Origin of the sequence: Brucella grignonensis, assembly GCF_002252505.1 — a bacterium.
Classification (GTDB): Bacteria; Pseudomonadota; Alphaproteobacteria; order Rhizobiales; family Rhizobiaceae; genus Brucella; species Brucella grignonensis.
Window position 1 is genome coordinate 1 of sequence record NZ_NNRL01000147.1, and the last position, 22634, is coordinate 22634.

The window sequence follows — 22634 nt, forward strand, 5'->3', positions numbered from 1 at the left end:
CAGGAAGCGGCATAATCAGATACTCTCACCACCGGCATGATGCAGTTGGGGTAGCTTTTCCACAGCAATATACAGACGCACACATGGGCAAATGAGAGATGCGACAGGTTTTGCAGCGCGTGCCCTGTTCAAACCAAACCAAGAGAGGAAGACTGGGTTTTCAGATGCAAGCAGCGGATGGGAGTCGTCATGTCTTGTTTGATCACGATGTCGCAGAAAGAACTCAACCGGCTGAAGATCAGAGACAACCATCTTACCGTGGTGCGGGCAGCAGCGCGGCTGCCTGATCTAACGCCTCTTCCGAGACCCGATTTCGGTCACGTTTCTCTCGGCATCCGGGGCAAACTGGCCAGTAGTTTTCGCGTATAGGCGTGTTGCGGATTAGCAAGAATATCTCGCGTATTGCCCTGTTCAACGATCCTGCCCTGTTCCAGAACGATCAGTCGCTCGCAAAGTAAAGCCACAAGCGCAATATCGTGTGAAACGACCACAAAAGTCGTGCGCTTTGACAAGGTTTGCATCAGTTCAATAATGCGGGCACGCGTGGTAAGATCGAGCGCGCTCACCACTTCATCGGCAATAATCAGCTCTGGATTGGAAACAATCGCCCGTGCAATCGCGATACGCTGACGCTGACCGCCGGAAAACTCATGCGGATAACGTGTCGCTGCATCTTCTGGCAGATCTACCGCAGCCAGCGCCTGGGCAACAGCCTGCGCAATGTCTGTCTCGATTTTCAGTGAGCGCAGCGGTTCGGCGATGATGTTGAACACGCGCTGGCGGGGATCGAGCGATGAATAAGGGTCCTGAAAAACCGCCTGTACCGAGCGACGAAAGCCACGCATAAAACTGCGGTCTTTGATGTTGAGCTTCTGGCCGCGAAAATTCACATCGCCGGACGTTGCAACCTGCAATCCCAGCAGCAGTTTAAGCATGGTTGTCTTGCCGGAGCCCGATTCACCCACAATGCCAAGATTGCTGCTGCTCTCAAGCGTGAGATCGATGTCATGCAGCACGGTTTTGCCGCTGCTATAGGCAAAAGATACTTTGGAAAGATCAATGAGGCTCATCGCGCCACCTCCAATGCAGCGTCGAAAGCCCGCGCGGCTGCAACCAGCCCTTTGGTATAGTCTTCTACCGGCTTTGCAAAAAGTTCGGTCACTGGCCCCTGCTCTATCAAGTTGCCATGTCTGAGCACGAGTGCCCGTTCGGCAATGCTTGCGACAACCGGCAGATCATGGCTGATGAACAAAAGCCCCATGCCTTCATCGCGAACCAACTGCTCCAGAAGCTTGAGGATTTCGGCCTGCGTTGTCACATCGAGCGCAGTTGTCGGCTCGTCAGCGATCAGCAGTTTTGGCCGACACGCAAGCGCCATGGCAATGGCTGCACGCTGACGCTGGCCTCCTGAAATTTCATGCGGCCATGAGCGGGCAATGCGGGTCGGTTCCGGCAGGGAAACGCGTTCCAGAAGCCCAATAACTTCGCGTTCGAGTTCTGCTTTGCCAAGCTTGCCGCCATCGCGCGACGCACGGCGCTGCACCACTTCGGCTACCTGTTTGCCAATGCGCATCAGCGGATCAAGCGCGGTCATCGGTTCCTGAAAGACGGCGGCGACACTTCGTCCACGCAGCGGAACAAGCTCACGGTCACGCGCACCGATAATCTGATGGCCATCAAGCGTGATCGAGCCGGTTGATTTCATCCCTTCCGCAAGCAGTCCCATGACGGCCAATGCGGTCAGTGATTTGCCGGAGCCTGATTCACCGATCAGCCCAACGCGTTCGCCCTGCTCAACCGAAAAAGACACGTCAGAAACGAGAACGCGGCCTGCTGTTTCGATCGCTAGATTTTCGACGTTCAACAATGGGCTCATCGTTGCCTCCTCCGCGTTGGGTCGGCTACATCGCGCAAGCCATCTGCAAAAAGGTTAAGCCCGATGACGAGCGAAACCAGTGCCAGTCCCGGCGCAATCGCACCAAAAGGTGCCGTGTAAACGGAAGCCTGCGCTTCCTGCAAAAGCCGTCCCCACGAAGCGTTTGGTGGCGGAGCACCAAGGCCAAGATAGGAAAGTGAGGCTTCAGCAATAACAGCCAGTCCGAACTGCAGCGCGAAATTGACAATCAGTGTCGGCCAGATATTCGGCAACACATGAATGCGGACGACGCCGAGCCATGAAGTGCCGGAAATGCGCGACGCAGTGACATAGTCCATCGCCAGAACACGTTTGGCGAGAATACGCGTCAGCCGAGCGACGATGGCTGATGCAGCAATGCCAATGGCTAGAATGGCGGTCGAAAGGCTTGCACCATCGCTTGAAGCGACAATCAGCATAGCGAGCAGCAATGTCGGGAAAGCAATCAGAATATCGAGCGTCGCGGCCAGCATATCGTCGAGCGTCTGTGTTGCAAAGGCAGCCAGAATGCCAAAGGTGACGCCAATCACAGCGCTGATGATGACGGCTCCAAGCCCGACAAAAAGCGCGATACGCGAGCCGACCATAATCTGCGTCATGAGATCGCGACCGAGGCGATCCGTGCCCGCCCAGTGCTCCCATGATGGCCCTGCCAGTCGTCCGCCAACCATGTCGCCAACCCCATAGGGCGTCCAGAACAGGGTGACTAGCGCGACGATGACATGAATGCCAACAAGAATACCGCCGACCACGAGTGGCCAAGGCAATCGGAAACGTTGCGAAGTTGTGGTGATGCTGCTCATGCGCGGGCTCCCGCAGACCGGCTGCGCAATCGCGGATCGATCAAACGTTGCACCAGATCAGCAGCGAAGCCCACCAGAAGAACCAGAAGGGTCGAGACAAACAAGACGCCTTGCACATTGGGATAATCACGCTGCTCAATACCCAACAGCAGCATGGAGCCGAGTCCGGGGAGCGAGAAAACGCGTTCCACCACCACAGCACCCAGAAGCGTTGATGCGAGTTCGATACCAAGGATTGAAATCACCGGCACCGCGCCATTGCGGATGCCGTGGCGGATAAGCGCTTGCGAGAATGTGGAGCCCAGCGCGCGCGCCGTGCGCAGATAATCGCTGCCCAATACATCCTGCGTTGCTGAACGAACATAGCGGATGAGCGATGCCGACATGACGATGGCAATGGTGATGACCGGCAATGTCAGCGATTGAAATGCAGCAGGCGCGGATTGCCATCCACGCGATGGAAAACCGCCCGATGGAAACATGCGCAGTTTCACCGCGAACACCCAGACCAGAAGAATGCCAATCCAGAAAACCGGCACCGCAATACCAAGCTGTGAGATCACTGAAATGATCGAGCCATACCAGGTTTTCTGACGCACGACCGACAGGATGCCGAGCGGCACCGCAATGATGATTGCCAGCACAAAAGCCATCAGTGTCAGCGGCAGTGTCACGATCAGGCGTTTGCCGATTTCGGTCAAAACAGGTGCGCCGCTGACAAAGGAATTGCCGAGATCGAAGCGCACAAGTGAGCCGATAAACTGTGAGAATTGCTGATAAAGCGGGAGATCGGACCCGACCTGCTTGCGTGCAGCTTCAATCTGTGCAGCGTCCGCACCAACCGAAACCAGTGCATTAGCCGGATCGCCCGGCAAAAGGCGCAGCAGCAAAAACAAAACGATAGCTGCAATAAATACCGATAGGATCAGAATGGCCGAACGGCGCAGAATATAGGCAAGAATGGCGAATACCTCTCGGGCATGAGGGAGCAGTTTTTGGCCACTCAGAATGCGATAACGCCGCCGGAAAATAATTCAGGCGGCGATCTCTGTCGAGTATCAGTCCATGATTATGGACACCAGATTATTCGGCTGCTTTCGTAATATCATAGGCAAAGAACTGCGAGTTCAGACCATTAACCGGATAGCCGCTGACTGACTTTTTTGAGACCACGATCTGCGGATAGAGATAGAACCAGTTGCTGGCTGCATCTTCTGCAATGATCTTGTTGGCTTCGGTCAGCTTGGCCGTCTGTTCATCGGTGGTGGAGCTGGCTTCGGCTTCCTTGATGAGATCAACGACCTTCGGGTTGTTATAGCCCCAGTAGAAATCCGGATTGCCATAGAACACGATATCACGGTGGTTTACATGCTCCTGCAAAGTCGCCTGGAAATCATGCGCCTTATAGACCTTTGTGTACCACTCATTGGCCGTAATGATGTTGATGTTCACCTTCACGCCGATCTTCGCCAGTTCGCTCTGGATGAACTGCGCTGCAATCGGGTGCGGGTCATAGTTCGGTGTATCGATGGTGAAAGTAAAGCCATCCGGATAGCCAGCTTCCTTCAAGAGCTTTTTGGCGCTTTCAGGATTATAGGCATCCACCCCGGTTAAATCGACATACCACGGATCTGTCGGCGGAACGAACGAGCCGATCAGCGTGCCATAGTCGCCCCAAACGGCATTCAGCAGCTTCTTGTCGTCGATGGCACGTGCCAGTGCCTTACGAACCTTCACATTGTCGAAAGGCGCAACACGGTCGTTATAAGCGAGAAGCAGCTTGGTCGTGGACTTACCTTCACTGACGGTGAAATCAGGATTATCTTTGAACTGAGCCAGCGAATCCGGGCTCTGAACCGAGGTGATGATGTCAACCGAGCCAGTCAGAAGCGCATTGTTGAGCGCGCTTGCATCGGTGAAATACTGGAAGACAACCTCTTCGTTTTTCGGCTTAGTACCCCAGTAACCGTCAAAGCGCTTGATGGCGAGCGATGAACCGCGGCGCCAGTCTTCCAGCGCATAAGGTCCAGTGCCGTCTTCCTTCGACTGGAAATCAGTTGCTTCATCATTGGCAACCCAGACATAGCTGAGATTGTATGGCAGCGAGATCGAGCGGGACGAAAGCTTGACGACGACTGTTTCATCATCCGGTGTTTCGACGCCAACAATGGTCTTGAGGCTGCTTTTGCGCGAGCTTTTGGATTCAGGCGCTGCAACACGCTCGATAGAGAACTTGACATCCTTCGAGGTCAGTGGCGCGCCTGAATGGAATTTGACGCCCGGCTGAAGCTTGAACGTATAGGTCAGACCATCGTCGCTGACGGTGTATTCCTTCGAAAGAACTGGCTCAACCTTGCCATCGTCATCCAGACGGAACAATGCTTCATAAACATTGCCATTGAAGGCCTCGTTGATGCCCTGCCCTGCGCCTGCAGTGTTGTCGAGGTTCTGCGGTTCGTAGAGCGATCCAATGTTAATCGTAGCTTCTGGATCGCTTTCTTGTGCGTTCGCCTGAGCGAACGAACCGAATGCGAGCGCAACGGTCAGCGCCGTTGTCAGCCCCCAGTTGCTCAACTTCATTTTGCGATTGCGAATGGTCAAACCGCTCATTTTACTCTCCTGCTTCGAGGTCGCCATAAGGCCCTCAGTTGATACAGGTTATACAGCGACCGTCTGAGCATCGATAAGCGGCACAGCTGTGCTATACGGGGATTCTTTGGAAGATTATTCTATAATAAATAAAATTGGTAGATGATTTATCCTTCACGATAGACTGATATCCACCCAACTTCAAAAATTGAGTTACCAAGCGGACCGGTCTTATATAAACGACGACAAACCAAAGGCTTCGCGAAGCCCCCATCACGGCCCGGTGGCATTGAGAGAACATAATGAGCCAGATCAATCGCGATAGAACCCAGACACTTCTCGAAGCGGAAGGACTTGATGCACTTGTACTGTTTCAACCTGAAAACTTCCGCTATGCAACCGGTGTAGCAGCTGGAGTCGCGACGATGTGGGGGCGTGCGGGTTCGGCAATTGCGCTGGTGCCAGCCGATGAAAAGGCAAAACTCGGTGCCGTCATCAGCGATCATGCATTTGCTGCGGCAAAGCATCTTGCGGATCAAATTGATTTCCGCACGCACCGCATCTGGATCGACATGGTGACAGTCGAAAATGCCAGAACAATTGAAGATATCAATGCAGCCTACAGGCAGGCAAACAATGTCGGTCCGCGTGCTGAAACTTTCGATCAGGATGCAGCTTTCAGGCTTTTGGGCGATCTGCTGGCAGAGCGCGGGCTTTCCAAAGCAAAGATCGGTGTTGATCTCGAGTTCATGCCAGCGGCTGATTTCGCGGCTCTCAAAAAAACGCTTCCATTAGCTGACTGGCAGGATGCTTCAATTCTCGTCAAGCGCCTGCGCCTTATCAAGAATGCCCGCGAAATCGAGTATCTGCGCAATGCAGCCCGTTATACAGAAAGCGGGCTGGAAAATATGCTGAAAATTGCCCAACGCGGTTCAAGCTTGAGTGCGCTTTCAGCAGCCTGGCTTGATGGTGCTACGCGGGAAGCCAGCCGGAATGGTCAAGCTCTTTCCGGGCATTGGGCTTATATCTCGACTGGCCCTGATCTTCAGGACATAAAGACCGAGCTCAAAGAAGGTGACCTTGTGAAAGCTGATGTCGGCACCCTCATCAACGGCTATTCGTCGGATGGTGCGCGCACTTATGTCTGCGGCAAGCCTGATCCGCTTGCGAGTGAGATCTACAAGGTGTTGCAGGAGAGCTTTGCCGTGGGCGAAGCCCTGTTAAAGCCTGGAACGCGGTTCTGCGATGTTCATGCTGCGATGCTTGGCACCATGCGGCAGAGCGGTTTCAGCGAATATTATCGCGGCCATTTTGGTCATTCGGTAGGCGCTGCCGTTGGCATTGAAGAATGGCCGTTTATCTCAAGCAGCAACGAAATGCTGATCGAACCGAACATGGTGCTGGCGCTGGAAACCCCGTTCTATGCTAACGGGCTAGGTGCTCTGATGATTGAAGAACAATTTCTGATCACAGAAAGCGGTGCGGAAAGCATGAACAGGCTTTCACGCGAATTGATGTCCATCGGATAGAAATATCCTATGAACGAGATTTAATCACCGCTTGTGATGGCCCTGCCGCGGTGGCGACGTTTCCATGGCCATTCGCCGTCGTTTTCCGCTTCCAGAGAAAAGCTGAGGAAGGTTCTGATCAGAACGATCAGGCCGAGTGCAATGCCGCGACCAAGATTGGCGCGATAGCGCGTATAGGCTTTCTCGCCCGACAGTACGAACATGTCGTCGGCCATTCGCCAAAAGACAGGTTTGTTGTGACAATGATTGATGTCTGCTCATAGAGCTTTCTGATGAGATAGAATAGCAATTGCCCGTATAGTTCTGATCATTTGAAGCAAATATCTCCTGAGATATCAGAGCTGTCCGGCAATGTCGTTATTAAAGATGGAAAGTCTGAGATAAAAACAGATAAAGCAAAAGTTAAGTTAAGCAAAAATACAATAACAATTACGACTAAAGAACTCGTGACGACCATCAAGAAGTGACTTTATTTGCTACCTGCCGATCTTTATGCAAATGACCGTAAACCAGTTGCAACCCAGCAGGTTGATAACACCGCAACCGCTTCCATTGGCCAGTCGTCGTTCCAGGATGGTTCGGCTCATCGTTTCGGTGATGCATCGCCATCGAGCTTCCAGAACTAATATCGGCATCAGCACGTAAAATACAAAAAGGCGAAGCCTCTTCAGGCTCCGCCTTTTGTTGTTCGTGGGAAGCGCCAATTATTCCATCCGCATTATGATTGCTTTTACTTCCCGTTCAAAAAAGTCCGAAAATGCAGCGATACGCGGCGGCAATATCTGGAATGGCGGATAATAAAGTGTAAGCCAGAGCTGCGGCGGAGACCACTCCGGTAAAATCTGCACGAGCCGTCCCGTGCGCAAATGTTCAGCCACAATGAAGACAGGCAACATTGCGACCCCTGCCCCATCGGCCGCCATATTGGCCAGCACTTCACCATTATTCGCGCTGATCATACGTCCGGCGGAAACATTGACCGTCGAACCTCCATCAGACAAAGCCCAGTTTTCACGGCGGCTTTCAAAACTATAGCCTAGGCAACCATCAATAGTGAGCTCGGTCGGGTGCTTCACATCGACGAAAGCTGTACCGGGTGCCGCAACCAGAATGCGCTTGATTGCACTAATCTTGCGCCAGATTGTAAATTTATCCGACGGTGCGCCTGAAATGCGGATCGCGAGATCAAAATCCTGCTCGACCATATCCAGCATCTGATCGGTCAATGACAATTCTATTTCAATCCTAGGATAGAGCTCACGAAATGCAGAGAGTATCTGTGGTAAAACCTGTTGACCAAGCGACATGGGCGCATTGATCCGCAAACGCCCCTGATCGGCCTTATGAACATTCATCAGCTCCAGCCGAGCCGCCTCCAGCGCTGTAACCGCTGGCTCGATACGTGCCGCAAACACAGCACCATCCGTTGTCAGAGAAACCTGCCGCGTCGTACGCACGAAAAGCTGGACGCCCAGCTCTTCTTCGAGTGCAGCAATTGTCCGTGTGACAGACGCTGGCGTCATGTCCAGCTCTCGCGAAACCTGCGCAAAATTACGCTTCTCAGCAGCCAGCAGAAACGTCTTGAGGGCTTTAAGCTCGTTCATTCGTTCATTTCCACTGATACAATATACTTGCGACCATTGCATCCGTGGCGATTAACAATCAACCGGCCGCAGTTACTTGCTCACCGGCAAACCATTTCCGGTCCATGCTTCGAGACCGCCGCGATACCAGAAAGTCGTCCAGCCGAGCATGGCTGAACGCAGTGCGGCATTATAGGATGAACGGTCATTCATGCCCTTGCCGAAAAACACCACGCCAACACTTCTGTCACCACCAGCCTTCTCGTTAAGCCATTCGTCCAGTGCTTGCTGCAGACTATCTGCAACGCTGCCATCGCGCCCGGCATCTACGAGAGAATAGGCGTTCTGCATGGTTTCCTGCAGACCGCTGGTATCAACGAAAAGAGTTTTACGTCCATTCGCGACGATCTTCACAACTTCAACGGTCGTGATGATCGTTGCTTTGGCATGTTTGTTTGGTGTTGGCCCGGTATATGGCGACTGGAACAGCACCATGCTTGCAGCCACACCGTCATCACGCAGTTCATCAAGAGCAGCACCTGTCGCGCCAGCTGAAGCTGGCGCCGATGCATTGGTTGGCTGGCCGGTAGAAGCTCCCTGACCACTTCCCATTTCAACATCGGAAATCATGACTGCCAAATGTTCGAACAGGTCATAACACATCGCAATCGAACCCTCTTTCGGGTCGTACCATGCGTTCAGCTGATCACAGTCGCGGAACGTGACTGTTATAGGTCGTGGCAGCACATAGGTCTGGGACAAGCCATCGAAATAACCTGTCAAAGCAGTCGAGAGCTTTGTAGCGTAGAAATCGCCCACTCTGCGCGAAGAAGGCTGAAAGACCGTCTTGATTGTTGCGCCCGGAGCATTTGCCGGTTGCTCGCCTTCCGGGTGCCATTCGCCAGAACGCGTGTGAGGGGCAAGGATTTTGCGCCAAGCGCGATTTTGCTTGTTGAATTCATCTGAACAACGAAAACGCGTGCGCTCATCCAGCTTGACCCCATCGGCAATAGAGCTGAAAACCTTCGGATTGCCGCCATACATAATGCAAAGCATATTACGAAAGCGCTTGAGATCGGCTGTATGCTCATCCTGCCATGGAGAAGGCGAGCTGCCCTTCATCTCGCTGATTTTGCCGCTGTAATACCACTGCAACGCCGCATAGCTCGCGCTGCCGATTGCCATGTCGTCGATTTCTTTATCACCGGACGGATACATTGTCGGTTCGACAATTTGCAAAGCGGAATAGATATCGACAGCATCCTCTTCAGGACCGGTCGATGGAAGCTGCAATTCCCCAATCAACGCATGTCCAAATTCATGCGCAAAGATGCTGCGCACCAGTCCGTAATAAACTGACGCGATACGCCCCCCATCACCGCCAAAGTCGGGCAGAGGACCAGAAATCCCTCCGGCACCTGACGCAGGTTGAGAACCATTATCGGTAGTTTGCGGTGCGGGTTGGGAACCGGTATCTGCCGTTTGCGGTGCTGCACCGCCCCCCTGCACGTTTCCAACAATTGGTTGCGTCGGGAGGTTCTCGCCATCAGACGTGATGCTGAAATTAGCGATCCCGAACATTCCAATATCGTACGCCATTACGCCGATTTGCGCGCCGAGCGCCGGTGAGCCCTGAACGTCGCCGATCATTCTTCCATTCAAAAGAAAACGCGTCACGCCGGGAACATCGACCATTTCGATAACGTCGGTACCGTCGAGCTTGGCTGCATTTGGTATAGTTGCAATATTGCGCTGCTGGCCATTTTCCATGCAGAAAAGCTTAACGCTCTTATCTGCGACGACCTCCATCAAACAGATCGCTTTATTGGCCGGATTCGATGCAATCAGGCCCAGCGAAGCACCTGGCTTGGACGAGTTAACTGCAATCGTTACCTTCGTCGCGCGTCCGGCCTCAGGCGCAGGTCCGGCATTGACAACCAGTGTCTGCTCAGAGCCGCTGGCCTGCTGGTTGTTGAGAACGAACCATCCGTCATTGGCGGAACCGGTCCACCCCTGAACAATCTGCGTGGATACAGCTGACGCAAGAGGGCCAAGTTCCCTCTCAAATTCGGCATGGGCAGGAAGATTGGACGCGATAAAACTCGCGAAAAAAACCGCACCCAAAAGACGCATTCGAAAGTCCCCATTCCGCTAAGGTCATCAATATGGCGCGGCACTTATCCCGGATAGCAAGGTATCCGGCCGCCCAAAACCCTGATCTGCCATTCAATTCGTTTATTGCAATATGATTCAACAGATTGATGTCAATCAGTAATTGCTCATTCACTTAAGCAGATAGTGGATTACCGCCCAATAAACTGGTCCTTAATCTACGATCTGGAGACCTGGGCTATCTGTGTTGCAATTCACGCCGACCTTTTGAAATCATCACCCAACCGATGACCGTCAATATTCCGCCAGCGATTGCCATTGGCAATACAAGGATGAACAACCAGAACAAAAATGCGGTAGCCGCATCGTTCCGGCCTGACGCTCCAAGATTCGCGCCCTCCTGCATGTCTGAACCGGATACAAATACCGTAGCGAGCAAGCCTAGGAGGATAACAGCTCCCAGCACGAAGCAGCCCCAACCAATTTGAAGTTTGCGGGTTGCAAATCGCGACGACCAAATAGCACCCACAACCACCACCAAAAGCTGGACAAGCACGGTGATGATAATTGCACTATCAAGACCGTCTGAATTGGCTGTTGCAGTGGTTATCGTGTCCATCTGTGTCGGGAAAAAAGCCATCGCTAACGGTGCCAGGAGGCCAAAGCCAAAACGTGCCAACAAAACGCCAAACACGATGCTAACAAGCCACTTGGTCCATACTGAGTTCATCAGACATCTTTCTTGTAGCCCGTTTCGATCTGATTGAATCGGATCGGCACGAATTGCCTTACATTAGCGAACACTAGACGGAAGATTGGAGAAAGGTCAATTCAGTATTGTCCACAGAGCAGACAATTGACTCATCTGTAAATGTTTGTAATGCGACAGCGAATGATTGCTTTCGTGCCGACTAAAGATGCGGAAGTTCCAATTATCTATTGTGAGCCGTCATCAATGCTTACCAATAGTGCAGGCATTAGACCATGATTACGAAAGCATCTGAAATGAACAGAACACTGCGCGCGCTTGTCATGATAGCGACCATCAATACAGCTCTCGCAATCTCCTTCGTTGGCATTGGAAAGGCGGGGGCTGCTGCAGGAGCCGAGGCGGCGGTCGCGCAGGCGGAAATACAAGAGCAACCAGCACCCGAAACAGACACTTTCGGACGCTCGCAATTCATCTTGTCTGGCAATCCGATCATCCCGCCCCGCGATTATGGCAAGGGATTGCAGCTTCCTGATACAAATGATTACAGCCCGGATGAAAGCGGAACGATCTATGATATTGCTTTTCTCGGGATCGAAAATCGCGAAATGCAGTTTGAGATCCGCGGCTACTCAATCGCAGATTTGAACTCTCCGGCGACAGGGCAGACTTTATCCTTCCCGCAAGATCAAAAGAACATCGAAATACGCAATATTGTTATTGAGATTGAAGAAGTCTTGGAAGGTAGCCTGACTTACAAAATCGTGTATCGCAAGTAATCGGTCGCTATGCAGTGAGCTTGGCCCATTCAGGCGCTGTGCCATCATCTTCAAGCCCACCATTGAGAGCAAAGTGATCCAAAGTCATGGCGTCGAGAACACCAACGATTGCCTCGCGGACAAGCAACATCGAACGGCGAACCTGACAAGCCTTGTGATCCTCGCAATCTTCACAAGGTTCATAAGCGGTGCGACTGGCACAACGGATAGGTGCTAGCGGTCCATCCAGAACGCGGATGGCCTGACCGATCGTGATTTCGCTGGCTGGCTTTGCCAAACTATAACCACCACCCGGCCCCTTCTTTGAACGCAGAATACCGTCGTTGCGCAACTCCAACAGGATCGCGTCCAGAAATTTCTTCGAAATATTGTTCCTGGCGGCAATTTCCGCAACAAATGCGCTCTCACCTGGAGAAAGCAAAGCGAGGTGTGCCAACGCCTTGAGGCCGTATTTCCCCTTTTTCGTGAGCATGGAACCTCCGCCGATTTGATACACGGTGCTTTTGCACTAAATCGAGCGGATTAATAGCCTATTGCCACAGGCCAAATGCCACATTCGGTCAGTGGCTGGATTTTATCTAGAGTGCATCCCGAAAAGTGCGAAGCGGTTTTCGGAAGACGATGCGCGTAAAAATCAATGCGTAGCGCATTTCCGATGATGCAATCAAAACAGGAAATGCTCTAGGCATATCAGTTCAGTGAGAGGCGCACAGGTCACCCGAATGCAACTTGGCGGATGCTGGCTTGTTCAGCTCATAAAGCTCGGCGATTTCCGTCGCAACGAGCTCCTGGAGCTTCCATAGATTGCGGTCGCGGATGCCCTTTTCTTCCAGATGCTTGACTGTAAGATAGAGGTATTCCGCGCAGGAACCAATGTGCCCACAGGCACGCGCCAGAGTTCGGGCCACTATCTCGAGCGGCAAGCCGTTCAGCACCCGCTCTCCGCGTGGACCCGCCCAGAATGTAAGCGCCCTTACAGGCCCCTCAGGCGTTTCAAGAGATACCCAGCGAATGCTCGATGCATCGCTAATTGAGCTGATCTCGCGGCGGATCATGCGTTGAATCTGGCCCAACCTGTCTTCGTCAGAGAGCCGAAAGGCAATACCATTGCAACTGCCGCCGCGCCTTAGAGCAAGCATAAGACCCGGCTGGCTCTGAGTGCCGCGCCAGCGTGTCAGCCGCAAGCAAAACGACCTGTGCCAGCCTTTCAATCCACCATAACGCCAGTCGACGGCATTGAAATCAGGTTTCCAGATCAGAGAGCCATAAGCGAACACCCACAATGGATCTTCACCGCTTTCAAGATATAGTTTTTCTGAAAGTTGTTGCACGTCAAGATCAGTTATCGGAACTTTGTTCGGCTCCGGCCCCCGATCTACTTCCGCCCGAATGCTTAGCGAAACCAATTCTTCAGTCAGCGTCATTCTGGATGCAAAATCAGTCAATGCACTTCTTCCTGTTCAAACTCACTTCGAGCCGGGCCATGCAACTCGGTCATTATGAAATGAATATGCCGTCATGCTCAAGCCCGCAAAGATGCTTTTGCGTCGTCGAGCTGCCGGATTTTTGAGAATAAAACTTCACGATCAGATAAATGGCGCTCAAACAGAGCAATGAAAACCGTATTATCAGCGATATGCGGCAGTGGAGCGGACTGAGCACGACGCAAGCTCTCATTTGCTGCCTGCTTGGCGGTTTCAACTGCAGCCAATAGTGACGCAATCGTCCCTCGCGCTTTCCCGCTATCGGCGTAGCTCGGTGATGAAGAATGCTGATAGTCTGACTGCGCTTGCATCATAATCACATCTCCTATCAATGACATTTACGATTTAAGGGCTGACATCGATTGTAGTCTCTAACGTGCGGGAGAAACGAGGCACTTCAAGCTATTCGTGCGCGGAAATCTGGAATTTCAGCCTTTGATAGGCCAAGATCAATGGAAAAAAGTCCCATACGAGAAGTGGCGACCAGAACCGCCACTTCATTACTCACAGTGTGAAAACTGATTTCACTGCCAGATCAGAACGAACGCTGGAAGCGGACCACACCCTGCCAGGCGTCCTGACCCTTAAGGATCGAGTTCTTGTCATCCCATTTGGTGTAGGAAACCTGTGGTGTGATGGTGAAACCTGGAACCAGCTGATAGGCAACATTTGCACTGGCTGCGAAGGTCTTGGCATCTTCATAGGCCAGCTGAACGTTAAAGACCGCCTTGTTGGTGGCCTTGAACTTGGCACCACCCCAGACTGCCCAGTCGCCGCCCCATGTTCCATAGAAACTGTCGATGACACGCACACCGCGATAGGTGCTGCTACCACCGTCATGGACGACAGTACCTCCAGCATCGTAGTGGACATAGTGATCATCATTCGACTTATATGCGCCGAGCAGCCAGAGAGAGAACTGCTCGGTTACATTGACATCGAGACGAACCTTCCCGGCCCACTCTTCGTTGACGGCATCATAGGCGGCAACACCGGCAATCGACCCCCAGCTCTGTGCATATTTCAAACCACCGACCACATGTGGTGTGTAATCATCAATCACGCCATTCCAGTCGACATCAACATTATTGCCTTGCTCAAGCGCGATGATGGCCGAAAAGCCGTTTTCACCCTTGAAAGTGTAGCTGATCTGGTTGGTGCGATAGCCACCGGCGCTGATAACGTCGTCATTCAGCACATCACCGAAATATCCGGTGAAGGTATAAAATGCGGTGTCATCCAGACCAACGCGAAGACCGCCCAGTTGAATATAAGCGCGGTTGAGGGTGGTGCCGGCATCCACGCCATTGCCGAAGTTAAAGCGCGTTTCGGTAAAGGTCGAAAGCGTGCCGAGTTCGGTTTCCGAAGCCGTCGATGTGCGTAATGTGAAACGTGTGTTGTTGGTCCAGGTATCATAAGATTTGCCGCGCGGGCTCAGATTATAGGCACTTCCGTCTGGAGCACGACTGATACCTGCACCGCGGTAGTAGACGTTATCACCACCCCTCAGGTCATAACGAACATAACCATGGATACGTAGGCAAGTTTCAGTGCCCGGAATGTAGAAATATCCCGCTCCATACGCATCGCAGACGCGGACATATTCTACAGCTTCTGGTTCCGGCGCGACGATTGCATCGGCGGCATTTGCATTCGTCACCCCGAGAACAGCAAATGCCGAACCGAGTACAGTGTTTTTCAGAATCATAATTATCCCCACTAACAATAAACAAAATTGTTCTATTTCAGAGGGATAATTCGATTAAGGTAATTATATCTAATTATTATAAAATATATGACAAATAATATTTTATATAATAACATTCAAAATTGATATAATTACATAACTCAACAAAATTGTATTCTATGGATTTGACCAAAAGAACCAATATAAATTATATAATATTGATTACTTGCCCATTATTTTCTTTTGAATTCAATTATATTCGAACCAGCCGCTAATCTGCTATGACTGGTTCTTGAAACAGCGACAAATAGCGCTCTCCGCTATCGGGCAGAACGGCAACGATGGTCTTTCCCGCATTCTCCGGGCGCTTCGCGATTTGAAGGGCCGCAGCAATGGCCGCCCCGGAAGACGTGCCGACCAGAAAGCCCTCTTCGCGCGCAACTGATAATGCAGCACGGCGCGCTTGCTCTGTCGTCACGGCAACGATTTCATCGACAATAGCCTTGTCGTAATTCTCTGGTAAAATTGTCTCATCAACTTCGGTGACTTTATGAACGCCTTCAATAGTCTCTGCTCGCGGATTATCGATTGAAGGCACGGAATCCGCCGTCGGCTCCACCAGAAGGACACGAAGAGAAGGCTTCTTTTCCTTGAGATATTTACCCACGCCGGAAATGGTGCCTCCCGTACCCACTGTGCTCACCAGAATATCCACGTTGCCATCCGTATCCCGCCAGATTTCCGGGCCAGTCGTCTCAAAATGGATTGCTGGATTGGCAGGATTGGACCGTTGACCGGTATAGTAGGCGTCAGGATTTTCGTTGCGAATACGATCCAGCACCTTTTGCAGCGCTCCAGGCTCCAAAAGCTCATCATTGTCAATCAGTATAATCTCTGATCCGAACTGGCGAAGAATATTGATTTTATCTTCGCTGATCGTGTCACGCAGATAAAACTTTGTTCGATAGCCTTTTGCAGCGGCAACAGCCGCAATACCGATACCGGTGTTTCCGCTTGTCAGGTCAACCAGAAGATCGCCCGGCTTGATTTGACCTCCGCGTTCGGCATCACGAATAATCCCCCATGCCGTGCGGTCTTTGATGCTTCCAGCAGGATTGAGATACTCGATCTTTGCGAGAATGCGCACAGAGGAACCATTTAGCTTCTGTAAGCGCGAGAACGAAACCAGAGGCGTATTACCGACAAGATCCGAAAAGCCATTATATATTTTACCCACGATCTACTCCCCTTACTGACAGCATCAATATTCAGCGCTTAATTTTCATCAGGCATTGAATTTTATTAAGAAAATTATTCACTTAGTTCATTCCGCTCATAGATTTTCAATCCACTGTGGGCGATCACTTAGCATTTATATTCGCGTACCGGTGCCATTCGGATCATCATGAATGATGTCCCTTATTCGATAGACTGATCGGATTCGCACGAACCTTCCTGATTGCGATCTCAATGATGGAAGCCGACGGCTTTTCATGCTCTGACCATCGAAACCGTATCCAGCCATTTTCATCCGCGAGAAAACTTACCCCATCGGCGGTTGGTGCCAGAAGCTGCACAGCCACAGCCGCAGTCTGATCGGAAACATCGCATTGGGTTGAGCCATTGCTGCCAACGGAAAAGACTTCGAGATGTTCGTTCTGAAGATGAAGCAACCAGAAATTGTCGGATTGCCGGCCGAGTTCATACCGCTTACCATTGCAATAGACCGTGATCCGTGGACTTGCAGCCGGATAAACTTCGCCGTCAGGCGCAGGCAGACCGATCATCCGGGCGGAAGCTATCGTGCGGATATAGTCCACGAGTGACCATGCGGTTTTCGCATCCAGCGCCGTTTCAAAACCGGGCATGGATTGCCGACCGTCTTCAAGCTCTTTGCCATGCATGATCGTCCAGAATATTTCGCCATCACTACGGTCAGCAAACAAGGACGCGGTCAGATCGGGTGGCCATACCGGATCGCCAGTGGCCTTCTCCCCACGCCCCCGCCCGTCATTGCCATGACAGGAGGCACAATTGCCTCCGAAAGCCGCTGCGCCGCGCGAAATTGCGATAGATGTGTAGGATGTGGGTGAACGCAGAAAACTTGCTTCATTGGCATCCTGAACAAACAATCCGATGCGTGGTGGCTGAAACAATGCAAAGCCTGTAACAGCAACGACAATGATCGCTGGCCAACGCCATTTCGGCAGAGATAGACAGCCGACACCGATCAGAAACGCCAGCAGAAGCGGCCTGAAACTGCGCCATGCAGCATCGACGAGAAATGCATCACTGAGAATATTATCGCGCAAACGATAGGCAAAAGGCCAGATAATGTCCTCATGCACGCCGGGCGGCTGGGTTGCGAGAAGAGACGCTGTGAGAAACACCGCCAAGCCGATTATTGTCTCAACAATCAGCGCATAGCGAAGCCCCTGCCCGCTGCGGCCTTCATGGCTCAGCCAGAAACGGTTGAATGCTGCAATTGTCAGCATGGCAGCCAGGAGTACGATCTTCACGATCATGATCCTGCCGTAAGTTGTGCCAACCAATCCCGGCAAACCACCTGTCAAAAGCCATCCTGCAATTGTGGCGCCAACAACAAGAATTATAACAAAAACAATGCCATATAGCGAAAATCGACGCGCGGCTTGCAAGCCGTCATCCCGCGAAACACGTAAGAGAAGATAGAGCGGAGGCAGCGAACCAAACCATAGCGCGCCTGCAATCACATGCGCAGAAACTGCCAGGGGTAGCCAGATAGTATGAGCTGCTGCGGCGTGTCCCATGCGTATCTGGAGACCTAATGCAAGAACAGCTATCAAGAACAACAGGATACGGATGGTTTGAGATTTTTCCGCATAAGGCAGAAGCAAAACCGCAATCACGATAGCCAAGGCGCGCAGGCAAGATGCAATGCCGAAGGCAGTTCCAAAAAGCCCGCGTGGGAGAAACGCGAATGCATCAGAAAAGCTATTCGCACCAGACAGCAGTGAGAATTGAAATGGCACCCACAGGACCAGTCCAAAAGCGCTGATTGCCACGGAATAGCCACAAAACTGGCGCCAGATTCTCACAAAAGCCGCAAGTTTGCCTTCGCTTATTGCGCTTGGAACAAGCAAAATGCGAAAAAACAGAGCGCCAGCGAGCAGTGCAAGGCCAGCAAAATTGAGGCATCGCACAAGCGCAATGACGATATCAATTCCAGTCATTGCGCCCGGCAACCTTACTTTACAATCTTGAACTTGAATGAGCCTTCGGTGCGATGCGTATCGACCGACGCAGCGCCCCACTCGACCGTGTAAGTCCCCGGCTTCAAGGCTGGCGGTGTGACCGAAAGCGTCTTTGTGTTTCCGTCGATATGCTCCAGCTTGCCGGTCTCGATAGCGGTCCCGTTTTCATCTTTCACAACAAGCTTGCTTAGACCAAGCTCCAGCGGCTCGGTATATTCGATGGAAACAACCGCCGGTGCTTTATTGAGCACGGCGTCTTCCGCTGGCTCGGATTGTGCGAGATGCGCATGCGCGTAAAGTTGTGTCATCGACCCTAACAAGAGGGCCGTTGTGAGAACTGTTTTCCTGAACATTTTTCTTTCCTGATTTTACCAGTCAGCGTCCAGCCCGAGATGCCCAAGCGCCTGCCTGCGCAGTTCCGCCAGTCGCGGATCGCCGCGATGGCGTGGATAGCTGAGATCCACTTTAAGTTCGGCTTCGATGCTTGCCGGACGGTTACCAAAGATGATGACTCGCTGCGCAAGGAAAATCGCTTCCTCGACATCATGCGTGACGAGCAGTGTGGTAAAGCCATTGCGCTGCCACAGATCCAGAAGTTCAGCCTGCATGGCAAGCCGCGTCAAGGAGTCGAGCTTCCCCAACGGCTCATCCAGAATGAGCAACTTTGGATCATTGACAAGCGCACGCGCCAAGGCTGCGCGCTGCGCCATACCACCCGAAAGCTGGCGCGGATAGGCATTGGCAAAAGCCGACAATCCCACCAACTCAATCGCTTCATCGATGCGGTGTCCGTGGGTTTTCAGCACGCCGCGCGCCTGAAGCCCCAAAGCCACATTGTCCCGCACCGTGCGCCACGGATAAAGTGTGGGGTCTTGGAAGACCACCACGCGCGACGGATTAGGACCGAGGATTTCCTCGCCATCGGCAAGAATCCTCCCTTCGCTTGGCGGCTCAAGTCCGGCAGCAAGCCGCAAAAGCGTGCTCTTGCCGCAACCCGAAGGACCCAGAATGGCGACAAACTCACCGGGTTTCACATCAAGCTCGATATGGTTGAGAACCGGCAATGACTTGCCTTCAAGACCAAAGCGATGGCTTACATTCTCAACCTGAATATGGAAACCACGGCTTTCATCAGCGGAAGCGGCAGGCGTTTGTTTGAGGGCAGCATTCACCATTTCACGTCCCCCTTCTGCCAAGTCAAAACGCGATCACGCACCGTAAAGAGCAGCGTAATCAGCCCGGAAAACACAATCGCCATGATGATGAGCGCGCCATAGAGATTATTATAGGCCGCCCAGCCTTGCGCCCATTGCAGATACCAGCCGAGACCGGACTTGACGCCCATCATTTCGGCGGCGACCAGCACCGAGAAAGATGCTCCCAACCCCATGAAAAGACCGACAAAAACATGCGGCAATGCGGCGGGAATTGCGACGCGCAGGATCAGAAACAACTGACTGGCGCCCAAAGTGCGGGCAACATCGTAATAGGCTTCATCGACACTCGCCACGCCCGACCATGTCAGAACCGTAAGCGGGAACCATGTTGCCAGCGCAATCAAAAAGACCGCAGCTGAAAAGCCCGATGGAAAGAAATAGAACGCCATTGGCAACAGTGCAGTCGATGGAATTGGCCCCAGAAACCGCAACACCGGATGAACCCAATAGCCGATTGCCTGTACCCAGCCGATGGAAACACCGGTCAGAAAACCTGCAATTGCACCAAGCACAAAACCCGAAGCCAGCAGCTTGAACGAGTTATACAGGCTGTCGAGCAGACGCGGCCAGTCATCCAGATAGACTTCCAGCAGAGACGATGGCGGCTGGAAAAATGGCACAGGAAGCACTGCGAATTTTGCCGTCAGCAATTCCCAAACACCAAAGAATATCGCCAGAGCCGTCAGCCATGGCGACCAGTAAACCAGCCGTTTGCCAAATGCCGGATAGACTGCAACCAAAGCCGCACCGATTGCCAGAAGGATCGTCCAGCCAATGAACAAGCCATTGGTTTCACGAACATAAAGCGGCTCGGCAAACCCAACCACCACATTGGGCAAGAAGACGGAAATAGCACTCACGACGGCCCAGGCGATCACCGCCACGAAAGGCCATAGCGACCGGCGAAGCGCGGAGGGCAGAGCCTCCCGCGCATCGTCCTTTGACGAGATATAGACAGCATCAGGTGATGACATTGGCGACGATCTTTTCGGCAAATGCATCCGTATTGGTGTTTGGCCGGATGACATTGATGATCTTGAGTTCATCCACGAACAAGGCGACATCCTTGCGCAAGGCATCACCCGTTGAATGGTGGTCATGCGTGTGACTGCGCAGGATGCGCGCCACATCTGTCGCAGAAACATTACCCGGAACGAATGGCGCGAAGATTTCAGCGCTTTCATCCGGATGCGCCGCAGTCCATGCCTGCGCTTCTACGATTGCGCGCGAAAGTGCTCCGGCAACTTCCGGCTCATCACGAACCAGACTACCGCGCAGACCCAGCACACAGCAGGCGGAATTGACATATTGTCCATCAAGATTGGTCGCGACTTCTTTCAGACCGTCACGCTCGCGCTGGAGGAAAGCGTGCGGATCGTCACCAGCCACGGCCTGCACCTCACCCTTCTTCAAGGCTTCCGCAAAGAGGTCGGCGGGATATTGCAGCCATTCGATTTCCGTATCGGGATTGATACCCTGTTTTGCCGCCTGAATGGCGAAGAAGTTGCGGATCGGGCTTGCCTGATCGCTGACGGCAACTTTCTTGCCTTTCAGATCAGCGATGGAATTGATGCCTGAATCGGGTGCTGCCAGAAGACGCATGCAGCCGCCATGCGTTCCGACGGTCAGCGATACGTCGAATCCCTGCTCCAGCGGCTTCAACCAGCGCAGCGCCATGCCGATGCCGCCATCTGCCTTGCCTGTGGCGATTGCTTGAAGCAACTGGTCAGTGGGACCGGAGAAATTAACCGGCTCGACAGTTAGACCATATTTCTCGAACAATCCTTGCTTGAGCGCGACAGAAATTGGCGACTGACACACAGCCGTCTGCCCCCAGGCCAGCTTGATCACTCTCGGAGAAGATGACGTGCTCTGTGCAAACGCCTTGCACACCAAACCATCGGAACTACCAAATGCTGCCGCACCAAGACCAACTGCGGATGCCCCCAGAAAAGCACGCCGAGATAGATAAGATTTCTTATTTTCGGAAGTCATGCAATCACCCTGTTTACAAAGAAAGATGATTTAACTTATTTATATAATTAAAATAATGTCAGAAATTTATATTCAAAATTATATAGGCGGTTGAAAATTATTTCTTTTTAAATTTTTATATACTTAAAAAAACAGAAAAATCCGAAGATATATACTTCGGCCTTTTGATATTATTGACGTTAACCAAGGTCATAGTCCAAGCAATCGATAGCCACCACCATGATAAAGAAGCGGTTCGCCACCACCGGTGACGATCTTTAATGCACGTCCAATTATGATCGCATGCGTATGCCGCTCAATAACATCTTCGACAGCACAATCTACTGAAGCCAATGCGCCACGAAGTGCAAGCGCGCCGCTTTCCAGAGCATACCACGCAGCGCCCTCATATCGGGCAGCGCCCTTTACGCCATCTTTTCCTGCAAAACGGTCCGCAATAGCCTGCTGACCAGCAGACAGAATATTGACGCAGAAATGGTTGTGACGGCTGATCACCGGCCAGACAGAGGAACCGCGATTGATGTTGACGATAATCGTTGGCGGATCCACCGAAAGTGCTGTAGCAGAGGTCACGGTCGCGCCGGTACGTCCCTCATCAAAACCCGCAGTTACAACGCTAACGCCGCCCGCAAGCTGTCGCATTGCGGCTTTGAGTTCACCTGGAGAAACCTCAATATCTGCGGGTTCTTCAACATATTGCGGAATACTCTCGCGGAGATATGTTACTGTTGATCCCATGTCAGTTTATCACTCCACATTTTCTTTCAGCTACACGGTAACAGCCCTCGGCAAACAGGCCGAGAATGCAGTTTCTATATTCGACTGAATTTGTAGAAAATTAAAATCTACATCCAAAAGGGTCGTAGATAAGGAACGGCGCAGTCATGCGCCGCTGCAAACGTTGCGGACAATATCACTGAGATAGTCCGAGATTATCTTTCAGTGTCTGCCCAGTATAGTCGTCTCGAAACACGCCTTTGTCCTGAAGAAGCGGGACAT

General features: G+C 52.2%; 23 protein-coding genes and 2 pseudogenes. 4 read left to right on the plus strand and 21 right to left on the minus strand.

Annotated features, from left to right (window positions below; genetic code table 11):
- Nucleotides 1-317: 317 nt before the first annotated feature.
- The 5 genes from CEV33_RS02280 to CEV33_RS02300 all read right to left on the minus strand — a co-directional run bounded on the left by CEV33_RS02280 (nucleotide 318) and on the right by CEV33_RS02300 (nucleotide 5328).
- Nucleotides 318-1070, minus strand: coding sequence for an ABC transporter ATP-binding protein (locus CEV33_RS02280; RefSeq protein WP_094538850.1), 753 nt, complete (start codon nucleotides 1068-1070; stop codon nucleotides 318-320).
- The gene (locus tag CEV33_RS02285; RefSeq protein ID WP_094538851.1) at nucleotides 1067-1876 is read right to left on the minus strand and encodes an ATP-binding cassette domain-containing protein; all 810 of its coding nucleotides are present in this window, start codon (nucleotides 1874-1876) and stop codon (nucleotides 1067-1069) included. Before CEV33_RS02285 ends, CEV33_RS02280 begins: the two co-directional genes overlap by 4 nt.
- On the minus strand, nucleotides 1873-2718 hold the full coding sequence (locus tag CEV33_RS02290; protein WP_094538852.1) for an ABC transporter permease: 846 nt from the start codon (nucleotides 2716-2718) through the stop codon (nucleotides 1873-1875). Before CEV33_RS02290 ends, CEV33_RS02285 begins: the two co-directional genes overlap by 4 nt.
- Nucleotides 2715-3665 (minus strand): ABC transporter permease, encoded by a 951-nt coding sequence (locus tag CEV33_RS02295; protein WP_268875794.1) that lies wholly within the window; start codon nucleotides 3663-3665, stop codon nucleotides 2715-2717. The genes CEV33_RS02290 and CEV33_RS02295 overlap by 4 nt, the downstream gene beginning before the upstream one ends.
- A gap of 136 nt (nucleotides 3666-3801) precedes the next feature.
- The gene (locus CEV33_RS02300) at nucleotides 3802-5328 is read right to left on the minus strand and encodes an ABC transporter substrate-binding protein (RefSeq protein ID WP_094538854.1); all 1527 of its coding nucleotides are present in this window, start codon (nucleotides 5326-5328) and stop codon (nucleotides 3802-3804) included.
- 281 nt (nucleotides 5329-5609) lie between these two features.
- On the opposite strand from CEV33_RS02300, the gene CEV33_RS02305 reads away from it, so the two are divergent.
- Nucleotides 5610-6836 carry a M24 family metallopeptidase gene (locus tag CEV33_RS02305; RefSeq protein WP_094538855.1) on the plus strand — a complete coding sequence of 409 codons (1227 nt, stop codon included), beginning with the start codon at nucleotides 5610-5612 and terminating at the stop codon, nucleotides 6834-6836.
- 20 nt (nucleotides 6837-6856) lie between these two features.
- Here the strand turns inward: CEV33_RS02305 and CEV33_RS02310 are convergent.
- Together CEV33_RS02310 and CEV33_RS02315 are read right to left on the minus strand one after the other, a co-directional pair.
- Nucleotides 6857-7042: pseudogene (locus tag CEV33_RS02310) on the minus strand (DUF1622 domain-containing protein); the annotation flags it as partial.
- A pseudogene (locus CEV33_RS02315) lies at nucleotides 7042-7131 on the minus strand (ATP-binding protein); the annotation flags it as partial. The pseudogenes CEV33_RS02315 and CEV33_RS02310, both read right to left, overlap by 1 nt.
- Before the next feature lie 16 nt (nucleotides 7132-7147).
- On the opposite strand from CEV33_RS02315, the gene CEV33_RS24770 reads away from it, so the two are divergent.
- Nucleotides 7148-7303: an LptA/OstA family protein gene (locus tag CEV33_RS24770; protein ID WP_141211552.1), complete on the plus strand. Its 156-nt coding sequence runs from the start codon at nucleotides 7148-7150 to the stop codon at nucleotides 7301-7303.
- A gap of 6 nt (nucleotides 7304-7309) precedes the next feature.
- Complete coding sequence (locus CEV33_RS23620; RefSeq protein WP_235818353.1) at nucleotides 7310-7462, plus strand: hypothetical protein; 153 nt, start codon at nucleotides 7310-7312, stop codon at nucleotides 7460-7462.
- 78 nt (nucleotides 7463-7540) lie between these two features.
- Here CEV33_RS23620 and CEV33_RS02320 read toward each other — a convergent pair whose 3' ends face one another.
- The 3 genes from CEV33_RS02320 to CEV33_RS02330 all read right to left on the minus strand — a co-directional run bounded on the left by CEV33_RS02320 (nucleotide 7541) and on the right by CEV33_RS02330 (nucleotide 11261).
- Nucleotides 7541-8440: a LysR family transcriptional regulator gene (locus CEV33_RS02320; protein ID WP_094538857.1), complete on the minus strand. Its 900-nt coding sequence runs from the start codon at nucleotides 8438-8440 to the stop codon at nucleotides 7541-7543.
- A 72-nt stretch (nucleotides 8441-8512) separates the two neighbouring features.
- Nucleotides 8513-10552, minus strand: a complete 2040-nt coding sequence (locus tag CEV33_RS02325) for a DUF4344 domain-containing metallopeptidase (RefSeq protein WP_094538858.1) — start codon at nucleotides 10550-10552, stop codon at nucleotides 8513-8515.
- A gap of 217 nt (nucleotides 10553-10769) precedes the next feature.
- Nucleotides 10770-11261, minus strand: coding sequence for a hypothetical protein (locus tag CEV33_RS02330; protein ID WP_094538859.1), 492 nt, complete (start codon nucleotides 11259-11261; stop codon nucleotides 10770-10772).
- A gap of 254 nt (nucleotides 11262-11515) precedes the next feature.
- Here CEV33_RS02330 and CEV33_RS02335 point away from each other — a divergent pair, with 254 nt between their 5' ends.
- Complete coding sequence (locus CEV33_RS02335) at nucleotides 11516-12019, plus strand: hypothetical protein (RefSeq protein ID WP_235818345.1); 504 nt, start codon at nucleotides 11516-11518, stop codon at nucleotides 12017-12019.
- Nucleotides 12020-12026: 7 nt separating this feature from the next.
- On the opposite strand, the gene CEV33_RS02340 is transcribed toward CEV33_RS02335, so the two are convergent.
- From CEV33_RS02340 to CEV33_RS02390, 11 genes are all read right to left on the minus strand, one after another.
- Nucleotides 12027-12491: an RrF2 family transcriptional regulator gene (locus CEV33_RS02340; RefSeq protein ID WP_094538860.1), complete on the minus strand. Its 465-nt coding sequence runs from the start codon at nucleotides 12489-12491 to the stop codon at nucleotides 12027-12029.
- Nucleotides 12492-12714: 223 nt separating this feature from the next.
- A complete protein-coding gene (locus tag CEV33_RS02345; protein WP_167388111.1) occupies nucleotides 12715-13443 on the minus strand; it encodes a gamma-glutamylcyclotransferase in 729 nt (242 codons plus the stop codon).
- Between the two features lie 98 nt (nucleotides 13444-13541).
- Entirely contained in the window at nucleotides 13542-13817 is a 276-nt protein-coding gene (locus CEV33_RS02350; protein ID WP_094538862.1) for a hypothetical protein, read from the minus strand.
- Nucleotides 13818-14038: 221 nt separating this feature from the next.
- Complete coding sequence (locus tag CEV33_RS02355) at nucleotides 14039-15211, minus strand: porin (RefSeq protein ID WP_094538863.1); 1173 nt, start codon at nucleotides 15209-15211, stop codon at nucleotides 14039-14041.
- 250 nt (nucleotides 15212-15461) lie between these two features.
- A complete protein-coding gene (locus CEV33_RS02360) occupies nucleotides 15462-16427 on the minus strand; it encodes a PLP-dependent cysteine synthase family protein (protein WP_094538864.1) in 966 nt (321 codons plus the stop codon).
- Between the two features lie 166 nt (nucleotides 16428-16593).
- Complete coding sequence (locus tag CEV33_RS02365; protein ID WP_094538990.1) at nucleotides 16594-18402, minus strand: CopD family protein; 1809 nt, start codon at nucleotides 18400-18402, stop codon at nucleotides 16594-16596.
- Nucleotides 18403-18416: 14 nt separating this feature from the next.
- Nucleotides 18417-18776: a copper resistance CopC family protein gene (locus CEV33_RS02370; RefSeq protein WP_094538865.1), complete on the minus strand. Its 360-nt coding sequence runs from the start codon at nucleotides 18774-18776 to the stop codon at nucleotides 18417-18419.
- Nucleotides 18777-18791: 15 nt separating this feature from the next.
- The gene (locus CEV33_RS02375; RefSeq protein WP_094538866.1) at nucleotides 18792-19598 is read right to left on the minus strand and encodes an ABC transporter ATP-binding protein; all 807 of its coding nucleotides are present in this window, start codon (nucleotides 19596-19598) and stop codon (nucleotides 18792-18794) included.
- A complete protein-coding gene (locus CEV33_RS02380; RefSeq protein ID WP_094538867.1) occupies nucleotides 19592-20614 on the minus strand; it encodes an ABC transporter permease in 1023 nt (340 codons plus the stop codon). The genes CEV33_RS02375 and CEV33_RS02380 overlap by 7 nt, the downstream gene beginning before the upstream one ends.
- Nucleotides 20601-21635 (minus strand): ABC transporter substrate-binding protein, encoded by a 1035-nt coding sequence (locus CEV33_RS02385; RefSeq protein ID WP_141211553.1) that lies wholly within the window; start codon nucleotides 21633-21635, stop codon nucleotides 20601-20603. Before CEV33_RS02385 ends, CEV33_RS02380 begins: the two co-directional genes overlap by 14 nt.
- 189 nt (nucleotides 21636-21824) lie before the next feature.
- Nucleotides 21825-22373 carry a flavin reductase family protein gene (locus tag CEV33_RS02390; RefSeq protein ID WP_094538868.1) on the minus strand — a complete coding sequence of 183 codons (549 nt, stop codon included), beginning with the start codon at nucleotides 22371-22373 and terminating at the stop codon, nucleotides 21825-21827.
- Nucleotides 22374-22634 lie beyond the last annotated feature (261 nt).

Excerpts from the sequence above, each read along its gene's own strand:
- CEV33_RS02280 (WP_094538850.1), bottom strand. The coding sequence starts at position 1,070 with ATGAGCCTCATTGATCTTTCCAAAGTATCTTTTGCCTATAGCAGCGGC.
- CEV33_RS02285 (WP_094538851.1), bottom strand. The coding sequence starts at position 1,876 with ATGAGCCCATTGTTGAACGTCGAAAATCTAGCGATCGAAACAGCAGGC.
- CEV33_RS02290 (WP_094538852.1), bottom strand. The coding sequence starts at position 2,718 with ATGAGCAGCATCACCACAACTTCGCAACGTTTCCGATTGCCTTGGCCA.
- CEV33_RS02300 (WP_094538854.1), bottom strand. The coding sequence starts at position 5,328 with ATGAGCGGTTTGACCATTCGCAATCGCAAAATGAAGTTGAGCAACTGG.
- CEV33_RS02305 (WP_094538855.1), top strand. The coding sequence starts at position 5,610 with ATGAGCCAGATCAATCGCGATAGAACCCAGACACTTCTCGAAGCGGAA.
- CEV33_RS02320 (WP_094538857.1), bottom strand. The coding sequence starts at position 8,440 with ATGAACGAGCTTAAAGCCCTCAAGACGTTTCTGCTGGCTGCTGAGAAG.
- CEV33_RS02325 (WP_094538858.1), bottom strand. The coding sequence starts at position 10,552 with ATGCGTCTTTTGGGTGCGGTTTTTTTCGCGAGTTTTATCGCGTCCAAT.
- CEV33_RS02330 (WP_094538859.1), bottom strand. The coding sequence starts at position 11,261 with ATGAACTCAGTATGGACCAAGTGGCTTGTTAGCATCGTGTTTGGCGTT.
- CEV33_RS02335 (WP_235818345.1), top strand. The coding sequence starts at position 11,516 with ATGATTACGAAAGCATCTGAAATGAACAGAACACTGCGCGCGCTTGTC.
- CEV33_RS02340 (WP_094538860.1), bottom strand. The coding sequence starts at position 12,491 with ATGCTCACGAAAAAGGGGAAATACGGCCTCAAGGCGTTGGCACACCTC.
- CEV33_RS02345 (WP_167388111.1), bottom strand. The coding sequence starts at position 13,443 with ATGACGCTGACTGAAGAATTGGTTTCGCTAAGCATTCGGGCGGAAGTA.
- CEV33_RS02350 (WP_094538862.1), bottom strand. The coding sequence starts at position 13,817 with ATGATGCAAGCGCAGTCAGACTATCAGCATTCTTCATCACCGAGCTAC.
- CEV33_RS02355 (WP_094538863.1), bottom strand. The coding sequence starts at position 15,211 with ATGATTCTGAAAAACACTGTACTCGGTTCGGCATTTGCTGTTCTCGGG.
- CEV33_RS02365 (WP_094538990.1), bottom strand. The coding sequence starts at position 18,402 with ATGACTGGAATTGATATCGTCATTGCGCTTGTGCGATGCCTCAATTTT.
- CEV33_RS02370 (WP_094538865.1), bottom strand. The coding sequence starts at position 18,776 with ATGTTCAGGAAAACAGTTCTCACAACGGCCCTCTTGTTAGGGTCGATG.
- CEV33_RS02375 (WP_094538866.1), bottom strand. The coding sequence starts at position 19,598 with ATGGTGAATGCTGCCCTCAAACAAACGCCTGCCGCTTCCGCTGATGAA.
- CEV33_RS02380 (WP_094538867.1), bottom strand. The coding sequence starts at position 20,614 with ATGTCATCACCTGATGCTGTCTATATCTCGTCAAAGGACGATGCGCGG.
- CEV33_RS02385 (WP_141211553.1), bottom strand. The coding sequence starts at position 21,635 with ATGACTTCCGAAAATAAGAAATCTTATCTATCTCGGCGTGCTTTTCTG.
- CEV33_RS02390 (WP_094538868.1), bottom strand. The coding sequence starts at position 22,373 with ATGGGATCAACAGTAACATATCTCCGCGAGAGTATTCCGCAATATGTT.